Annotated in this window: 17 protein-coding genes; 10 read left to right on the top strand and 7 right to left on the bottom strand. The window is 67.1% G+C overall.

The window, feature by feature from the left end; genetic code table 11:
- Positions 1–33 precede the first annotated feature (33 nt).
- From IP68_RS05725 to dut, 7 genes are all read left to right on the top strand, one after another.
- Positions 34–4,575, top strand: coding sequence for a hypothetical protein (locus IP68_RS05725; protein ID WP_054134006.1), 4,542 nt, complete (start codon positions 34–36; stop codon positions 4,573–4,575).
- Between the two features lie 35 nt (positions 4,576–4,610).
- Positions 4,611–5,132, top strand: a complete 522-nt coding sequence (locus IP68_RS05730) for a hypothetical protein (protein ID WP_231683761.1) — start codon at positions 4,611–4,613, stop codon at positions 5,130–5,132.
- A gap of 82 nt (positions 5,133–5,214) precedes the next feature.
- Positions 5,215–6,423: a PLP-dependent aspartate aminotransferase family protein gene (locus IP68_RS05735; RefSeq protein WP_054134008.1), complete on the top strand. Its 1,209-nt coding sequence runs from the start codon at positions 5,215–5,217 to the stop codon at positions 6,421–6,423.
- Positions 6,424–6,570: 147 nt separating this feature from the next.
- Positions 6,571–6,984 carry a hypothetical protein gene (locus IP68_RS05740; RefSeq protein ID WP_054134009.1) on the top strand — a complete coding sequence of 138 codons (414 nt, stop codon included), beginning with the start codon at positions 6,571–6,573 and terminating at the stop codon, positions 6,982–6,984.
- A 67-nt stretch (positions 6,985–7,051) separates the two neighbouring features.
- Entirely contained in the window at positions 7,052–7,384 is a 333-nt protein-coding gene (locus IP68_RS05745; protein ID WP_156317957.1) for a hypothetical protein, read from the top strand.
- A gap of 33 nt (positions 7,385–7,417) precedes the next feature.
- Positions 7,418–8,632 (top strand): bifunctional phosphopantothenoylcysteine decarboxylase/phosphopantothenate--cysteine ligase CoaBC, encoded by a 1,215-nt coding sequence (gene coaBC / locus IP68_RS05750; protein ID WP_054134011.1) that lies wholly within the window; start codon positions 7,418–7,420, stop codon positions 8,630–8,632.
- Complete coding sequence (gene dut / locus IP68_RS05755) at positions 8,619–9,083, top strand: dUTP diphosphatase (RefSeq protein WP_054134012.1); 465 nt, start codon at positions 8,619–8,621, stop codon at positions 9,081–9,083. Before coaBC ends, dut begins: the two co-directional genes overlap by 14 nt.
- Before the next feature lie 57 nt (positions 9,084–9,140).
- On the opposite strand, the gene IP68_RS05760 is transcribed toward dut, so the two are convergent.
- From IP68_RS05760 to IP68_RS05775, 4 genes are all read right to left on the bottom strand, one after another.
- Entirely contained in the window at positions 9,141–9,842 is a 702-nt protein-coding gene (locus IP68_RS05760; RefSeq protein ID WP_054134013.1) for a DUF4136 domain-containing protein, read from the bottom strand.
- Positions 9,843–9,954: 112 nt separating this feature from the next.
- Positions 9,955–10,959, bottom strand: a complete 1,005-nt coding sequence (trpS, locus tag IP68_RS05765; protein WP_054134014.1) for a tryptophan--tRNA ligase — start codon at positions 10,957–10,959, stop codon at positions 9,955–9,957.
- 43 nt (positions 10,960–11,002) lie between these two features.
- Positions 11,003–12,580, bottom strand: a complete 1,578-nt coding sequence (murJ, locus tag IP68_RS05770) for a murein biosynthesis integral membrane protein MurJ (protein ID WP_054134015.1) — start codon at positions 12,578–12,580, stop codon at positions 11,003–11,005.
- 28 nt (positions 12,581–12,608) lie between these two features.
- Positions 12,609–13,115 (bottom strand): protein-export chaperone SecB, encoded by a 507-nt coding sequence (locus IP68_RS05775; protein WP_054134016.1) that lies wholly within the window; start codon positions 13,113–13,115, stop codon positions 12,609–12,611.
- A gap of 215 nt (positions 13,116–13,330) precedes the next feature.
- Here IP68_RS05775 and IP68_RS05780 point away from each other — a divergent pair, with 215 nt between their 5' ends.
- The 3 genes from IP68_RS05780 (at position 13,331) to IP68_RS20825 (ending at position 15,957) form a co-directional block, all read left to right on the top strand.
- The gene (locus tag IP68_RS05780) at positions 13,331–13,993 is read left to right on the top strand and encodes a Tim44/TimA family putative adaptor protein (protein ID WP_150126268.1); all 663 of its coding nucleotides are present in this window, start codon (positions 13,331–13,333) and stop codon (positions 13,991–13,993) included.
- Between the two features lie 23 nt (positions 13,994–14,016).
- Positions 14,017–15,324 carry a murein transglycosylase A gene (locus IP68_RS05785; protein ID WP_054134338.1) on the top strand — a complete coding sequence of 436 codons (1,308 nt, stop codon included), beginning with the start codon at positions 14,017–14,019 and terminating at the stop codon, positions 15,322–15,324.
- Between the two features lie 243 nt (positions 15,325–15,567).
- Positions 15,568–15,957 (top strand): Smr/MutS family protein, encoded by a 390-nt coding sequence (locus IP68_RS20825; protein ID WP_335617666.1) that lies wholly within the window; start codon positions 15,568–15,570, stop codon positions 15,955–15,957.
- A gap of 107 nt (positions 15,958–16,064) precedes the next feature.
- On the opposite strand, the gene msrB is transcribed toward IP68_RS20825, so the two are convergent.
- Genes msrB through lptE form a run of 3 tightly spaced genes read right to left on the bottom strand, consistent with a single transcriptional unit; the run spans position 16,065 to position 18,061 of the window.
- On the bottom strand, positions 16,065–16,463 hold the full coding sequence (gene msrB, locus IP68_RS05795) for a peptide-methionine (R)-S-oxide reductase MsrB (RefSeq protein WP_054134018.1): 399 nt from the start codon (positions 16,461–16,463) through the stop codon (positions 16,065–16,067).
- A gap of 46 nt (positions 16,464–16,509) precedes the next feature.
- A complete protein-coding gene (gene holA / locus IP68_RS05800; protein ID WP_054134019.1) occupies positions 16,510–17,547 on the bottom strand; it encodes a DNA polymerase III subunit delta in 1,038 nt (345 codons plus the stop codon).
- Between the two features lie 13 nt (positions 17,548–17,560).
- Positions 17,561–18,061, bottom strand: a complete 501-nt coding sequence (lptE, locus tag IP68_RS05805) for an LPS assembly lipoprotein LptE (RefSeq protein ID WP_054134020.1) — start codon at positions 18,059–18,061, stop codon at positions 17,561–17,563.
- Between the last annotated feature and the right edge of the window lie 48 nt (positions 18,062–18,109).

An 18,109-nucleotide genomic window follows, 5' to 3' on the forward strand; every position in this document is an offset into this window, starting at 1 on the left:
CACCCGCCTTGTCAGTGAGCAAGGAGCGGACCCATGAAAACTTTCCCCAACAACGCAAAAGCGTTGCGAGCTACGCTTTTCCTGGCGTCCAGCGCCGCAGCCATCGCTATCGCAACCCCGGCCCATGCCGATGCAACCGCCCCGTGCAACGTGAACGCCGGGCCCGACGGCATTGCGGGCAATGCGGACGATGTGGCCGAGTCGACTGAATGCGGCGTGTCTTCGGTTGCCAGTGGCCCCGGTTCGACCGCAGTCGGCAACCAGACGACAGCCTCGGGAAGCTTCAGCACCGCTCTTGGTGCGCGGTCGGTTTCGTCTGGCTTGCAGGCGACCGCGGTGGGAGCAGCAGCAACGGCATCGGGCGGTTTTTCCACCGCCGTGGGCAATTTTGCAGTCGCATCGGGCCAGCAGGCACACGCATTCGGCGATTCTGCAAACGCGTCGGCCAATCTGGCTATTGCGATCGGAACGACCGCTGTCTCTTCATCGACGGGCAGCGTCGCCATAGGCTCAGGATCTACGACCGCAACGCTGGGCAGCACGCCCTCGGGCGCGGCGTCGCTGGGCACCGCTGTTGCCATCGGGAACCAAGCCAGGGCAACGCAGGAAGATGCGGTCGCGCTGGGCGATCTTGCCAACGCCTCGGGCTTCCATGCAACCGCGATCGGCGGCCAGTCGGTTGCCTCGGGGGTCGGCAGCCAGGCGTTTGGCTGGGAGGCCAATGCTGCAGGCCGCACAGCAGTGGCGGTCGGTCATCAGGCCAATGCCGCAGGATTCGAAGCCACCTCGGTGGGCAAGAGCGCACAGGCAGCGGGCGCCAACGCCACATCGCTGGGCAGCCGGGCCAATGCTTCGGGCATCAACTCGACCGCAATGGGCAATCTGGCGTCTTCGGCCGGCACCCAGTCGATCGCGGCAGGCTTCACCGCAACGGCTTCCGGGCTCAGTTCGGCAGCTTTCGGCTCGTTCGCCCGTGCTTCCGGGCTGCAGGGCGTTGCCGTGGGTGATGCGTCAATCGCGAGTGCCAACTTCACTGTCGCCATCGGTGCCAATTCCAACGCGGCAACCTCGGGCAGCGTCGCCATCGGCCAGAACTCCACCACGGTGACCACCGGTTCGACGCCTTCGGGGGCGGCCTCGCTGGGCACCGCCGTTGCCATCGGCAACGGCGCGCGCGCGACGCAGGAAGATGCGGTCGCGCTGGGCGATCTCGCCAACGCCTCGGGTTTCCATGCGACGGCCATCGGCGGCGAATCGGTGGCCTCGGGGGTCGGCAGCCAGGCCTTTGGCTGGCAGGCCAACGCTTCGGGACGTACGGCGGTCGCCGTCGGACATCAGGTGACCGCAGCAGGCTTTGAGGCGACCTCGGTCGGCAAGAGCACCAACGCAGGCGGCGCCAACGCCACTGCGGTCGGAAGCCGCGCGAGTGCGGCGGGTATCAGTTCGGTCGCAATCGGCAACAACGCGGTAACGGCAGATGGCACCACGCCCTCGGGGGCACTCTCCACCGGCACCGCGGTCGCGATCGGCAACGGCGCGCGCGCGACGGCGGAAGACGCGGTGGCGCTGGGCGATCTCGCCAACGCCTCAGGCTTCCACGCGACCGCGATCGGCGGCGAATCGGTGGCCTCGGGCGTGGGCAGCCAGGCCTTTGGCTGGCAGGCCAACGCTTCGGGCCGCACCGCGGTGGCCGTGGGCCACCAGGCCAATGCCTCGGGGCTTGAAGCCACATCGATCGGCAAGAGCGCGCTGGCGGGCGGGGCCAACTCGGCATCGCTGGGCAGCCGGGCCAATGCCTCGGCGGATTTCAGCGTGGCCATCGGCAACGCCGCGCAGGCGACCGCGCTCAATTCGGTCGCCCTGGGCTCGGGATCGGTCGCCAACCGCGCCGGAACGGTGTCGGTCGGCACCGTCGGTGGGGAGCGCCAGATCGTCAACGTCGCGGCGGGCACTTCGCTCACCGATGCGGTGAACCTGGCGCAGCTCAACGCGGTGGCATCGACCACCACGGCCAATGCCTCGCGGCTCAATTATCTTGCGGTCAACAGCACCCAGGCAGGCGCCACCGCCACCGGTGCTTCGGCGATTTCGCTGGGGGATAACGCCACCGCAGATGGTGTCGATGCGCTCGCCATCGGTGGCGACGACGCCGGAACCGGTGCGCGCGCGATCGGCAACTCGACCGTCGCCATCGGCGGAGAGGCTGATGCCATCGGGCTGGCAGCAACCGCCTTTGGCTGGCGTTCCAACGCCAGCGCCGAACGCGCGCACGCTCTGGGCCATCTGGCCAACGCCACAGGCGTGCGTTCGCTTGCCGTGGGCGAGGCCGCCAATGCCACCGCGCTGACCACAGTTGCGGTCGGCAACCTTGCCAGCGCAACCGATGAGGACGCGGTTGCCGTGGGCGATCTTGCGCTGGCCTCGGGCTTCCATGCCACTGCCGTGGGCGGCGAATCGGTTGCATCGGGCCGCGGCGCGCAAAGCTTCGGCTGGCAGGCGGTCGCCTCGGGCGAGCTGTCGCTGGCATCTGGCCATCAGGCGCAGGCCACCGGCGTGCGGTCGACTGCGGTCGGCAAGAGCGCGGTCGCATCGGCCATCAACTCGGTCGCCATCGGCAACCAGGCCACCACCAACAGCACCAATGCGGCGTCGCTGGGCACCTCGGTCGCGATCGGCAACCTTGCGAGCGCGGGCGACGAGGATTCGGTGGCGATCGGTGATCTCGCCAATGCCTCGGGCTTCCATGCCACCGCGGTCGGCGGTGAATCGGTCGCCTCGGGCCGGGGATCGCAGACCTTCGGCTGGCAGGCGCGCGCCACGGGCGAGCTTTCGCTCGCGGTCGGGCACCAGGCGGTGGCAGGCGGTGTGCGCTCGCTCGCTTTGGGCAAGAGTGCCTCGGCCAGCGGCGATTTCGGCATCGCCATCGGCAACACCGCATCGGCCGGGTTCATGAACTCGATCGCGATCGGCAATGGCGCGGCGACGACCGTCGCCAACCAGATCGTGCTGGGCACTGCCAACCACAGCTATCGCTTTGCAGGGCTGGGCGGCAACGTTCCGGCAGGCGCGCAGTTCTTCCTCACGGTGGATTCGGCGGGCAACATCATGGCGGTGGCGGTTGCCCCGGCAACGGCCTTTGCCGGGACCGGAACCAACAGCACGCAGGTCGGCAATGGCGCTGCGGCGTCGGCTCCTGACACCACCGCGGTCGGCAGCGGCGCGGTGGCGAGCGCCACCGATGCAACCGCGGTCGGCGAAGGCGCACGTGCGACGAGTGCAGGCGCAACCGCGGTTGGCGCGGGCGCGATCGCCTCGGGCTCGACCGCAGTGGGGGCAGGCGCGCAGGCGACCGGCCCGGGCTCGGCGGCTTATGGCTCCAACTCCCGGGCGACCGGCGCGCAGTCGATCGCGATCGGCGAAGATGGCGGCGATGCCGATGGGCTGGGCGCTGTGGCATCGGGGGTCGGCTCGATTGCCATCGGCAACGATGCACTGTCCACCGGGGTCGAAGCGGTTGCAATGGGCCTCAGCGCTGTCGCCACGGCGCAGTCCACCACCGCAGTGGGCGGCCGCGCGCTGGCGACAGCGACGGCGGCAACCGCGTTTGGCTGGCGCGCAGAAGCGGTGGCGGAACGCGCCACGGCGCTGGGCCACCTTGCCAATGCATCGGGCGTGCGCTCGACCGCAGTGGGTGAGGCGGCCAACTCGTCGGGCGCGCTGAGCGTCGCGGTCGGCAATCTCTCGGTCGCCAGCGGCACCAATGCGATCGCCATCGGCAACACCGCAGTGGCAAGCGGCGGCGATGCGATCGCCATCGGCGGCAACCGCGACGGCACCTCGGGCCGTGCGACCCAGGCCACCGGCGCTTCGACCACCGCGGTGGGCGGACAGGCGCTGGCTACGGCCACGGCGGCGACCGCTTATGGCTGGCGGGCAGAAGCCACCGGCGAGCGGGCGACCGCGCTGGGTCATCTTGCAGTGGCATCGGGCGTGCGTTCGGTCTCGGTGGGTGAGGCGGCCGTCGCATCGGGCGCAGGCGCGATCGCGATCGGCAACCAGACCTCGGCGGCGTTCACCAACTCGGTGGCGATCGGCAACGGGGCGACCGCAAACCGCGCCGGGCAGATCAAGCTGGGTGGCACGGGAAGCTCGGTGACCATCGGCGATCTTGCCGCCAGCACAGCGGCGCAGAGCGGCACCACCTCGATCGTCACCACCGATGCCAGCGGCACGCTGGGTGCGGGCCCGGCGGTCAACACCTTCGCCACCAACGGCCAGGTCAATGCGCTGACCGGCCAGGTCAACACGCTGTTCGACCTGACCGAAGTCAACCGGCGCGCGATCAACCGGGCAAACGAGGGCGTGGCGATGGCGCTGGCGATGGAATCGCCCGCGCTTCCGCCGGGTACCACCTTTGCACTGTCGGGCGGCGTGGGCTATTATGAGGATCAGGCATCCCTGACCACGGCGATCACCGCCCGCGTCGCCGAAAACGCTTCCGTGTCGGCCGGTATCGGTGTCGGCTTCAACAGCGGTTCGGTGGGCGCGCGCGGCGGTTTCCAGATCGCCTGGTAAGGCCAGCCCGCTTGGTAAGGAGCGTTATGCGATTAATGAACACTCGGCCGGGGCTTCTTGCCCCGGCCTTTTTGCTTGCCGCGCTGGCCTTTGCCATGCCGGTCCAGGCCCAGACTCAGGCCGCGCAACCGCCGATCTCGGTCGAACCGGTGCCCAGCGAGCTGGAACTCGCCAAGCTGCTGTGGTCCACGATGACCGCGGTGCACCATGCCAATCTGTCGGGTAATTATTCGGTGCTGCGCGACATCTCTTCGCCCGGGTTCCAGGTCAACAACAATGCCGCGCGGCTTGGCGAGATCTTCGCCAGCATCCGCCAAAGCCGGGTCGACCTGTCCAGCGCCCTGCTGCTCGCGCCGACCTATACCGAGCCGCCATCGGTGGCAGAGCCGGGCGTGATCCGGGTGCGCGGCTATTTCGGCCTCCGCCCGACAGCCCTGTTCTTCGATTTCTTCTTCCAGTGGGTCGAGGGGCGCTGGCGTCTGCACGGCGTGTCGATCAGCCCGCAGGCGATCGCCTCGGACGAGGCGCCCGAGCGGGGCCGCAATTCGACGCGGTGAATTTCGCTTTTTCGGGCTTTCCCCTGGCGGAGGAGCGGCGCATATAGCGCGCGCTTTTGCATTCAAACTCAGGACCGCCCAGATGAAGCGTAACGCCGGACAAGACCCCGCCATCACCAGCCGCTGGCGCCCCGCCACCCGGGCGATCCGGGGGGGTACCGCGCGCAGCGAGTTCGGCGAGACCTCCGAGGCGCTGTTCCTGACTTCGGGCTATGCCTATGATTGCGCCGAAGATGCCGCCGCGCGTTTCAACGGCGAGCAGGCGGGCATGACCTACAGCCGCTTGCAGAATCCGACTGTGGAAATGCTCGAAAAACGCATTTCGCTGATGGAGGGCGCAGAAGCCACACGCTGCATGGCCAGCGGGATGGCGGCGATGACCGCAGCGTTATTGTGCCAGCTGCAGATGGGCGACCATGTCGTGGCCAGCCGGGCATTGTTCGGGTCGTGCCGCTGGCTGACCGACACGCTGCTGCCCAAATTCGGCATCGAGACCACGATCATTGACGGGCGCGAGCTCGATCAGTGGGAGGCCGCGATCCGTCCCAACACCCGCGTCTTCTTCTTCGAAACGCCTGCCAACCCGACGATGGACATCATCGACATGCAGGCGGTGTGCGACATCGCGCGCGCGCGCGGCATCACCAGCGTCGTCGACAATGCCTTTGCCACCAACGTGCTGCAGCGGCCGATGGAATATGGCGCCGATGTCGTTGCCTATAGCGCCACCAAGATGATGGACGGCCAGGGCCGCGTGCTCGCAGGCGCGGTGTGCGGCACCGACGATTTCATTACCAACACGCTGCTGCCGTTCACACGCAACACCGGCCCGACGCTGAGCGCGTTCAATGCCTGGGTGGTCTTGAAGGGGCTCGAAACACTCGATCTGCGCATCCGCCGCCAGAGCGAGAATGCCATGAAGGTGGCGAGCTTCCTCGAAGGCCGGGTCGAGCGGGTGAACTATCCGGGCCTGCCCAGCCACCCGCAGCACAACCTCGCGATGGCGCAGATGGAGGCCGCAGGGCCGATCTTCTCGGTCTATGTCGGCGGTGGCCGCGCGCGCGCGCACGGCCTGCTCAACGCGCTCGAGCTGGTCGATATCTCGAACAACATCGGCGATTCGCGTTCGCTGATGACGCACCCCAGCTCGACCACGCACCACGGTCTTGGTGAAGAGGCGCGCATGGCGGTGGGCATCACCGAGGACATGCTGCGGCTCAATGTCGGGCTGGAGGATGTCGACGATGTGATCGAGGATCTCGACCAGGCACTGCGAACGATCGGGCTCTGACGGCATCTCGGTGCTGCTGGCCGACACGCGAGCGGCGATTGTTCCCCGGCTTGCCAAGGCCGCGCAAACCCGCCACCTTGGGCGCCAGCGGGTCGCGCCGTATCAGCCACCTGGCCCGACAGGGTCCCTGCCATCGGACGTGAACCCATGACCCTGCCTGCATCCTTCCTCTTCACGCGCATCGCTGCCTGCACCGCGCTGCTGGGCCTTCTCGCCGTGCCTGCCCAGGCGCAGTCGGCACTGTCCGACAAGGAGGGGCATGAAACGCTGCTCAGCTGCGCGGCATTCTTCTCAGCAGCGGCAGTCATTGCAGGCGACGACAAGAAGATGGCCAAGGATGCCACCGATCTTGCCACCGCGTTCATGACCGGTGCGGTGCTGCTGGCGCCGGGCGGCAATACCGGCAAGGCCGAGGCCGCTCTCGAGGAGCAGGCTGAGCTTTTCGCAGTCGCGATGCTCGATGAGAGCAGCAGCATGGCAAAGGATCTCGAGGGCCTCGCCGATTCGTGCGGGACGCTGGTCGAGAGCTATCTGCCCGAGGTTCTGGCGCGCGCACAATAGGCGTATTTCGCGCCATCTTGCGATCTGCCTCACAGCGCGCGGCCGCGCGCGGGTGTAGGCAGAGTGCATGAACCGTCATCCACTTCTCCACAAGGCCCGGGACCATCTGGCGGCGATGCTGGCAACGCTTGCCTGCGCGCATATCGTCGGGCTGCTCGGTCTGGCCGGTGCGGCGCGGTTCCTGCCGCATGGGGTGATCGCGCTGGACCCGTTGTCCGGGCAGCTGATCGGCGCAGCCTTGTGCGGCCTCACTTACGCGTTGGTCCTGACGTGGCTGGTGCGGCGGCGGCTGGTGGCAGGTCCGCTCTATCGTTGCGGCGAGAGCCGCCCGGATGCCGATTATCGCAAGAGCTTTGCGCCCAGCGATAGCCGGCTGCTCGATGGCTGGCAGTATCGTTGACCCCGACGCGCGCAGCATTTACCGCTGCTGGCCATGAAGACACCCCATATCCTGCTCATCGTCGGCGGCGGCATTGCAGCCTACAAGGCGTGCGAGCTGATCCGGCTGATCCGCAAGGCGGGCATGACCGTTCGCTGCGTCCTGACCGACGGCGGCGCGCAGTTCATCACCCCGATGACATTGGCGGCGCTGAGCGAGAACGAGGTGTTCACCACGCTGTGGGATCTCAAGAACGAGACCGAGATGGGGCATATCCAGCTCAGCCGCGAGGCCAACCTGATCGTGGTGTGCCCGGCGACGGCCGATCTGCTCGCCAAGATGGCGGCGGGGATTTCGGACAGCCTTGCCACCACCGTGCTGCTCGCCACCGACACCCCGGTGCTGGTAGTCCCCGCGATGAACGTGCGCATGTGGCAGCACGCGGCAACCCAGCGCAACGTCGCGCAGCTGCGCGGCGACGGGGTGCAGGTGGTCGATCCCGATAGCGGCGCGATGGCGTGCGGCGAGTACGGCCCCGGCAGATTGCCCGAGCCGGTGGCGATCATGGGCGAGATCGAGCGCGCTCTCGGCTCTGCATCGTCCTCGCCTCCCGCAGGCGGGAGGGGAGAGGCGTTGCGGGGAAAACGCGTGCTGATCACCGCAGGCCCTACCCACGAACCGATCGATCCGGTCCGCTACATTGCCAACCGGTCGAGCGGGCGACAGGGCTTTGCGATCGCGGCTGCGGCGGCCGAAATGGGCGCCGAGGTTCACCTGATCGCAGGCCCGGTGCATCTGGCGACCCCGCCGGGGGTCACGCGGATCGATGTCGAGACCGCGCGCGAGATGGCCGCTGCGGTCGATGCCGCGCTGCCCGCCGACATCGCGATTCTGGTCGCCGCTGTGGCCGACTGGCGCACCGCCGATGCAGCCGACCAGAAGATCAAGAAAACTGGCGGCGCGCTGCCCGTGCTGCAGCTGGCGGAAAACCCCGATATCCTTGCCGGGCTTGCTAGCGATCCCCGTCGTCCGGCGCTGCTGATCGGCTTTGCCGCCGAAACCGAACAGGTCGTCGCGCACGCCCAGGCCAAGCTGGCGCGCAAGCGTTGCGACTGGATCGTCGCCAATAACGTGTCGGGTGACGTGATGGGCGGCCAGAACAACGCGGTGCACATCGTCACCGGGCAGGGCGTCGAAAGCTGGGCCGATCTGCCCAAGGATCAGGTCGCCCGCAAACTCATGGAGAAAATCGCCGATGCCGTCCGCTGAACACCCGCTGCCGCCAATCACCATCCGGGTGAGGCGGCTGGCGCATGGCGACGGGCTGCCGCTGCCCGTTTATGCGACCGAGGGCGCAGCGGGGATGGACGTGGTCGCCGCCGAAGAGCTCGACCTGATGCCGGGTCAGCGGCACGCGGTCGCCACGGGTTTCGCGATCGCCATCCCCGATGGCTATGAGGTGCAGGTGCGTCCGCGCTCGGGGCTAGCGCTCAAGCACGGCATCGCCGTGCCCAACACCCCGGGCACGATCGACAGCGATTATCGCGGTGAATTGAAGGTCATCCTGATCAACCATGGCGATGCACCCTTCCCGATCCGCAGGGGCGACCGCATCGCGCAGCTGGTAGCCGCCCCGGTGCAGCGCGCCGGGTTCGTGGAAGTCGACGATCTCGACGCAACCGTGCGCGGCGCAGGCGGCTTCGGCTCGACGGGGGTTTAGCAGTTTTCCCCTCCCGCAAGCGGGAGGGGAGGGGATATCCCAGACAGGTTTCCGAGGTTACCGACGTTCGCGGATCGGCTTGACCTTCTTGCCTTCGGGCGCGATCGAGATCTGGACGGTCTCGCCCGAGCGTCCCGGGAAATCGGTGAAGATCGCATCGACCAGGTTGGGCACCAGATATTGCAGGTTCTTGCTGCGCGACTGGGCTTCGGCCTTGCCTTCGAACAGACGCTGGTTGTCGGCCGCGCGGTCGATCTTCAGGTCTAGCGCGCTGGTGTAGACGGTGTAGCTGCGGACATCGTTGTTCCAGCCGGGACCGAAGATGAACGGATCGTAGAAGCCGAAGCCGAAGGCGCGCCGGCCGAAGCCGCCGCCCCAGGGGCCAAAGCCGGGACCGAAGCCGCCCCAGCCACCGCCAAAGCCGCCGCCGAAGCCGTCCGACACGACCTTTTCGCGGCCATTGTCGACGCCATAGGCAAAGCTGACCACCATGTCCGCACGGGCAGGGTCATTGGCGGGGACATAGCCCAGCTGCGTCATCTGCCGTGTGACCAGCCCTGCATATTGACCGAATTCGAGCCCGCCCTGCAGCCGCGGATCGGAGGCGGTGACGATGAAGCTTTGTCCCTGGGGAGCGGGCAAAGCCTGGAAGCGGGCGACATCGGCCTTGAACGGGGTGGCACAGGCGGAAAGTGCGAGCGCCAGCGCGGGCACGGCGAACAACGCGGCGCGGCGGGTAAAGCGGCTGCGAGCGGTCATTGTCTGATCTCCATCACGGGCCCGCGCGACCCTGCGCGACCCGAATATGGATATAAGCCTAGTTTGCCGCGAATGAACCCCGTTTGAACGCAAAATCGGTGCAAGCCCGGGTTCAGCGCATCAGCCCCAGCGCGTCATAGGCTGCATCAAGCGTCGGCTGCGCGACGGCGCGGGCCTTTTGCGCCCCCTTGGTCATGATCGCATCGAGCGCGGTGTCGTCATCCTTGAGCGCGACGAAGCGCTGGCGAATCGGGCGCAGCGTCTCGACCAGCACCTCGGCGAGCGCGGGTTTGAACGCGCCGAAGCCCTGGCCTGCAAACTGCGCGCACACCGCATCGGGGGTCTGTTCGGTCAGCGTGGCATAGATGCCGACAAGGTTGAGCGCCTCGGGGCGGCCTTCCAGAGCCGATGCCAGCTCGGGCAGGGGCTCGGGGTCTGTCTTGGCCTTGCGGATCTTCTGCGCGATCGCATCGTCGTCGTCGGTCAGGCTGATGCGGCTCATCTCCGAGGGGTCGGACTTCGACATCTTGGCGGTGCCATCGCGCAATGACATGATCCGTGCCGATTCCTTGGGGATGTACGGATCGGGCAGGGTGAACAGCTCGACCCCGAAATCGGTGTTGAACTTGGTCGCGATGTCGCGGGTCAACTCCAGATGCTGCTTCTGGTCCTCGCCCACCGGGACGTGCGTCGCCTGATACAGCAGGATGTCGGCGGCCTGCAGCACCGGATAGACGAACAGGCCGATGCTGGCGCCTTCGCGGTTCTTGCCGGCCTTGTCCTTGAACTGGGTCATGCGGTTGAGCCAGCCGATCCGCGCGGTGCCGTTGAGCAGCCAGGCGAGCTCGGCATGCGCGGGCACGCGGGCCTGGTTGAACAGCACGCTGCGGTCGGCATCGATCCCGCACGCGATCAGCGCCGCGGCCATCTCGCGCACGTTGCGGATGCGGGTTTCGCGCTCTTCGCTGACGGTGATCGAGTGCAGATCGGCGAGGAAGAAATAGCACGCGCTATTCGCATCCATCTCGTCCTGCATCTTCACCCAGTTGCGGATCGCGCCCAGATAGTTGCCCAGATGCAGATTGCCGGTCGGCTGGATGCCGGAAAGGACGCGCATGATGATCTTCTCTTTCGCTGGATGCGGGAGGTTTCGCGCTGCTTCACGCCTTGCGGCGCAGCATCGTCTTGATGTCGCCAAGCCGGTAGGTGCCCAGCGCCAGCGCCGCCAGCCCATACAACGCCCCGCCGCCGCCGCACAAGACGGCAAGTGCGGTGATCCGTTCGATCAGCCTGCCGTCCATGAAGCTGTCGGCCAGCCTGCTGCCCAGCCACAGCGCCACGCCCATCACGGCAGAGGCGACGAGGATGCGCCATGCCTTGGCGATCAGCCGCGCGTCGGGCTGGATGTGGCCGCGCTTGTAGAGCACGCCGAAGAGCAGGCCGACATTGACCCACGCCGAAATCGCGGTGGCGACGCCCACGCCGACATGGCCCAGCGGCCAGATCAGGATGAGGTTGCCCACCAGATTGACCAGCATCGCGACCAGTGCCAGCCGCACCGGGGTCTTGGTATCGGCGCGGGCATAAAAGCCAGGGGTCAGCACCTTGATCAGCACATAGGCCGGAACGCCGCAGGCAAAGGCGGCCAGCACGCGCGCGGTCGCGACGGTATCGGCGGTGGTGAACGCACCGTACTGGAACACGCCGTGGATGATCGGCACCGCTGCCACGACCAGCGCGACCGCAGCGGGTAGCGCGAGGAACAGCGCCAGTTCGAGCGCGCGGTTCTGGGTGTTGTTGGCCGCATCCGGATTGCCGCTGCCGATCTGGCGCGAGAGTAATGGCAGGATCGCGGTGCCCACGCCGATGCCGATCAGGCCCAAGGGTAGCTGGTTCAGCCGGTCGGCATAATAGATCCACGACACCGAGCCTTCGCCCAGATAGCGCGCGGCGAGCGAGGTCGATATCAGCAGGTTGAACTGGATCGCACCCTGGCCGATCGCGGCGGGTGCGATCAGCACCAGCATCGCCTTGACGTCGGGCGACAGACGCGGGCGCGAGAGCTTGAGGCTCACCCCGCTCTGGCGGCAGGCGATGATCAGCCACAGCAGCTGCAGCACGCCCGATACGGTGACTGCAATCGCCTGGGTGACCGCGGTCTCCGCCTCGCTCTGCCCGCGAAAAAGCAGCAAGGCTGCGATCATGCAGATGTTGAGCAATATCGGCGCTGCGGCGTTGACCCAGAAGCGGTTGATCGAATTGAGGATGCCGCCGAGCAGCGACACCAAAGAGATCAGCCCCAGATACGGGAAGGTAATGATCGTCAGGTGCCGCGCCAGCGCGAACTTTTCAGGCCCGCCATCGGGAAAGCCGCCGGTCATCGCATAGACCACCGGCCCTGCGGCCAGCATCATGACCGCGGTAAACACGATCAGCACCGGCAACAGCACCGACAGCACCTGGCCTGCAAAGGCGCGCGCCGCGACCATGCCGCTGCCGGGTTCGGCAGTGTCGGCCTCTGCCATCTTGCGGTTGAACATCGGCACGAAGACCGCGGCGAACGCGCCTTCGGCAAACAGCGCGCGGAACAGGTTGGGCAGCCGCCACGCGATCAGGAACGCGTCCGAGGCCATGCCGGCCCCGACATAGCGCGCCATCAGCATGTCGCGCACCATGCCGAGCACCCGGCTTACCAGGGTCAGCCCGCCGATGGTCGATACGGCGCGGAGCAGGTTCATGCCGGGTGCGCCCTATCGCAGCCGGGCGTCAGGCGTTGCCTTCGGCAGGCGGCATCGCTGCGCCGAAGTTGGGGTCCTGGCTCTGCTGTTCGTACAGGGTCGTGAAATCGATCGGCTCGAGCACCAGCGGCGGATAGCCCGCGTCACGGATGACGTTGCCCAGGATCAGGCGGATGGTGGGGAACACCATGCGCGGGGTGTCGGCGAACAGGAAGCGACGGACCTGCTCTTCATCCATGCTGCGGATGCCGACCAGCGCGCCATAGGCCAATTCGACCAGATAAGCGGTACCCTGTTCGGCCTTGGCAGCGATCGTATAGGTGCAGATCATCTCGTGCACTTCTTCGCTCAGCTGGCGCGATTCGGCGCGGAACTGCACGTCGAACGCGAGCTGGCCCGGCCACTGATAGCTGTCGGGTGCATTGGGGTTTTCGACCGACAGGTCTTTCACGTATTGCGAGATCAGGCCCGCCTGCGGGCCGGAAGCGCCATTCAGCGCCGGATTTTGCGAGCTCACGGTGCCGTCTTCGGCCATGGATAGTCCCTTTCAATGCTAGGCGCAGCCAGCGCGTCTTGCGCGGCGCTCTAATCGTGCTTCCCGTGCGGTGCAAGCACCACGAAAGCACTGGGCGATGCAAGTTTTTGTCGGCCAAAGCAATTTGCATATTGGCCGACATGCCCTATGTTATGCATTCGCGCTGACCTTTTAGCAGCACATTGGTTTAAGCGGGCGGGCAAACGGGAAGACTTGTGACGGTAGAAATCATCATCTTGGCCATGGTTGCAGCGTTTTTGGGCCTCCGCCTGTACTCGGTCCTGGGCAAACGCACCGGGCACGAGCAGGAACCGCTGACCCGCGGCATGGACACGCCCGTCGCCAAGCGCCCCACCGCGATCGAGCGGCCGCAGCTGGATGACAAGCCCGCCGCGATGACGCCGGGAACCTCGACCGTATTCGATATCGCCGCCGAGCCCGGCATCCGCCAGATGCTCGCCGCCGACCGCAGCTTCGACGTCGCGCGGTTCCGCGATGGCGCCAAGGCTGCCTATGGCATGATCCTCGAAGCATTCTGGGCGGGCAACCGCGAAGACCTTCGCACGCTGTGCGACGACGAGGTCTATGAAAGCTTCTCCAGCTCGATCGACCAGCGCACCGCGCGCGGCGAAACGCTGGAAAACCGCCTGGTGCGCATCGACGAGGCGCGCATCGTCGACGCCGAATATGACGCGCCCAATGCCCGCATCACCGTGCGGTTCGACGCTGATATCGCGGCTGTCGTTCGCGGCCCCGATGGCGAGCTTGTCGCCGGATCGCTGACCGACGCGGTAGCGACGCACGACCTGTGGACTTTTGCCCGCGACCTGCGCAGCAACGATCCCAACTGGATTCTGGTCGAAACCGATCAGGCCTGATGTCCGCGCGCCGGGGGATTGCCATGCGCCGGTTCGCGATCGGTCTGCTGACGCTGGCGCTCACCGCCTGTGCGGGTGTCGTTCCCTCGGGCGAGACCAGTTCGGCGCCGCCGCCCGCGCGGCTGCCCTACGAGAGCGCACCCCCCGCAACAGGTCCCACGCGGCAAGCGACTGCGCCGAGCGGCCCGGCATCCAGCTACGTCATTCCCCGCGCAACGCCTCTGCCGGCAATGTCCGGCGCGGCCATCACCGCCAGCGCCGATATCACCCAGGCTGCTGGCCAGGTGCTGCGCCGCGGCCCTGCCATCGCCAGCCTGCCGATCACCCAAGATGACGCTCGCGCCGCGCTGGTCGCTTTCCGGCTCACCTGTCCTGCGGTCACCAAACGCCAGGATGCCAGCGGCCTTACCCGTCCCGAAGACTGGCGCGCTCCGTGCGCAGCCGCTGCCGGATGGCCCGACACCGACGCGGTGCGGTTCTTCACAGAGCAGCTCGAAGCGGTTCAGGTGGGCGAGGGGGCAGGCTTTGCCACCGGCTATTTCGAACCCGAGATCGCCGGATCGCGCACCCGCTCTGCGGGGTTTGAAGTCCCCGTCTATGGCCGCCCGTCGGACCTGATCGATGTCGATCTGTCGCAATTCTCTCCCGAATGGGCGGGCAAGCGGGTGCGCGGCAAGCTCAAGGGCACCGATCTTGTCCCTTATGATGACCGCACCCAGATCGAACAGGGATCACTGGGTGGCCGCGCGCCGGTGATCGCCTGGGCGGCGGATGCGATCGATTTCTTCTTCCTGCAGGTACAGGGCTCTGGACGGTTGCGCGCGCCCGATGGGTCGGTGGTGCGGATCGGCTATGCCAGCCAGAACGGCCGCGATTACACCGGCATCGGCGCGCTGATGCGCGACCGGGGCCTCCTCGCACCCGGCCAGGCGAGCATGCAGGGTATCGTCGCCTATTTGCGCGCCAACCCCGAAGAGGGCCGCAGCATCATGCGCGAAAACAAGAGCTTCGTCTTTTTCCGCGAACTGACCGGACCCGGCCCGCTGGGCGCTTTGGGCTATCAGGTCGAGGCGGGCAGCAGCGTGGCTGCCGACCCCAAGTTCGTGCCTTTGGGCGCGCCGGTGTTTCTGGGCATGGACCGCGCAGAGCCCAACGGATTGTGGGTGGCGCAGGATACCGGCGGCGCGATCAAGGGCGCGAACCGCTTCGATACTTTCTGGGGTGCGGGCGAGCAGGCCAAGGTGATTGCCGGCGGCATGTCCGCGCGCGGGCTCGCGCTGATCCTGCTGCCGCGCGGCAGTTACGACCGGCTGGCGCAGCAGGCGCGCTGAGCGATGAGCCGAAGGCCGCTTTCTGATGCGGAAGCGGCCCTGTGGAAGCGGGTGATCGCGACCGTCGAGCCGTTCAAGGACAAGCTGCAAACCTCTCCGCTCCCGCCTGCGGGAGGGGCAGGGATATCCAGCAAGGCCGGGCAACCCGGGGGTGGGCCTGTAAAGCCTGGTCCTCCCATCTTGCCCACCCCCGGCGCAAAGCCTGCAGCTTTGGCCGACCCGTCCCGCTTGCGGGAGGGGAGAGTGAACAAACCCACCCCCTCCTGGACGTTCACGCAAGCGCCGCGGCCCTCGGTCGCGGGGAATCTCGACGGGCATTGGGATCGGCGGATGGCCAAGGGCGGGGTGCAGCCCGATGTCACGATCGATCTGCACGGGCACACGCTGGCGAGCGCCTATGCGCGGCTGGACATGGCGCTGGCGCAAGCCAAGGCGGCGGACATGCGGCTGATGCTGCTGATCACCGGCAAGGCGCGCGCACCCGACAGCGGACGCGGCGCGATCCGCGGGGCGGTGTCGGACTGGCTGGCCTCGTCACGCCATGCGAGCGAGATCGCCGCGGTGCGCAACGCCCATCCCCGGCATGGCGGGGATGGGGCGCTGTATATCGTGCTGAGGCGGCGGCGGGGATGAGGCCCCGATGGCTGGCTCGTCACCCCCGCGCAGGCTGGGATCCCGCTTCTTCTCATAGGTTGGCAGGAAAGCGGGATTCCCGCGTTCGCGGGAATGACGAAGAATGGTCAATCCTCCTTAGGGTCGAACTCGAGCGACGCGCTGTTCATGCAATAGCGCAGGCCTTCGGGGCCGGGACCATCGGGGAAGACATGGCCCAGATGGCCGTCGCAGCGCGCGCAGCGCACTTCGGTACGGACCATGCCGTGGCTGGTGTCGACGATCTCGGCGACTGCCTCGCCTTCGACCGGGGTGGTGAAGCTCGGCCAGCCCGAGCCGCTGTTGTACTTGGCGTCGGATTCGAACAAAGGCGCGCCGCATCCGGCGCAGCGGTACATGCCATCGCCCTTGTGGTCGTTATACTTTCCGGTGAACGCCCGCTCGGTGCCGCCTTCGCGCAGCACGTGATATTGCTCGGGGCTGAGCTTCGCGCGCCATTCGGTGTCGCTGATCTTGGTGTCTGCCATGTGTCTCTCCTGGGGAGATCACAACATGGGCCGACTGGAGATACAGTCAAGACGCGCGTGCGGCGACCCGGGCGATTTCGAGCAATTCCTGCTCCAGCAGCAGCGCAGGCCCCGGGGTAGCGCGCATCATCGCCTGTTGCAGGGTGAGCAGCCGCTCGATCAGCCGCGCCATGTGCTGCGGGCGGCCCCAGGCGCGCAGCTGCCGCGTCCAGTCCTGCGCGCTGCCGCCGCCCCACAGCCTGCGGCTACGCATCTCTTGAGCCACCCAGCCGCCGATATCACGTACACTGCCCATGCGCTGCGCTGCGGCAGCAAGCTGCATGACCTGGCGTTGCATCACGATCACCAGCCCGACCTCGGACACCGCCTGTTCGCGCATCCGCTTCAGTTCCTCGGGCAAGCGCCTGAGATCGCCCGACAGCGCCGCCGAGATGATCGGCTGCATTGCATCGTCCTCGGCATCGGCCCGCAGCGCGGTGATCGCCTCGCGGGTCACGGCCTTGGGGTCCTGCGGCGAGGCATCGAGGTAGAGCGAGAGCTTCTCGATCTCCTGCGCCGCCAGCCTGCGATCGGCCGCGGTGAAGCCCGCGATGACGTGCGCGAGATCGGGTTCGATGGTCAGTCCCGCCTCGCGCCCGAGCTCTGCGACGATCCGCGCCATGTCCTCGGGGCCGGGCAGCTTGGTCTGCACCGCCATGGCATTGGGCGCGGCGAGCGCCAGCTTGGCGATGCGCGATTTCTCGCTGATGCCGCTCGCCAGCATCACCACCGGGTTGATCGCCTTGTCCGCCGCGAGCAACGCCTCGACCGCGGCAAGGCTTTCCTCTCCGCTGGTGGTGACGCGAATGTAGCGTTTGTCGCCGAACAGCGACATCGACGCGGCCTCGGCGGGGAGCAGCGAAGGGTCGCGCGACAGCTGCGATCCGTCGAGATCGGTGCGTTCGATGCCCTTGCCGAACCCCGCGATCAGCTCGCCCGCCAACGCCGCGTTGCCGCCATCATCGGTGCCGAAGATCAGATACAGCCGGATATCGGGGCGAGGCTTGCGCGCCAGGGCTCGGATCGCTGCGGCGTCCGCCTTCATTGCGCCCTGAACCTCATTGCGCCTGCGATACCTCGCGCGCGAACAGCGACAGCCGGGTGACGATCTGGTCGGCGATCTCGAGCGACAGGTTTTCCAGCGCGCGGTTTTCCGCTGCGATCGTGGCATATTCGCTGCTGACGATATCCACGCCCGCATCCGATGCGGCGGTGGCATCGAGCACGATCTCGCCGGTGGCGGCCTCGACCAGCTGATAGCGCGCGCGCAGCGTGCGGCGTTCGCGCGTCACCTGGTCGTTGGCGAGCAGACCGAAGCCGGTGATCTTGTCGTCGAGCACCACCTGCAGCTGGAAGCGGCTGTTGCCGCCGCCCAGCGCGTCGAGCCGATCATCAAGCGCGTTCTTGACCAGCCAGCCGGCGCGGCCCTGGATCGGGGCAACGGTGACATCGCCCAGCGTCGTTGCAACCGCGCCCTGCGTGCCGGAGGAATAGAGCGGCTGCATGCCGCAGGCTGAAAGGCTTGCAGCTAGGGCGAGAGGGAGGAGAAGGCGGCGCATCAAATCGCTCCAGTGCAGGAAAGGGGGGCAACCTTACCAACCCCGTCA

Source organism: Blastomonas sp. AAP25, from assembly GCF_001295965.1.
In the GTDB taxonomy this organism is placed as follows: domain Bacteria; phylum Pseudomonadota; class Alphaproteobacteria; order Sphingomonadales; family Sphingomonadaceae; genus Blastomonas; species Blastomonas fulva.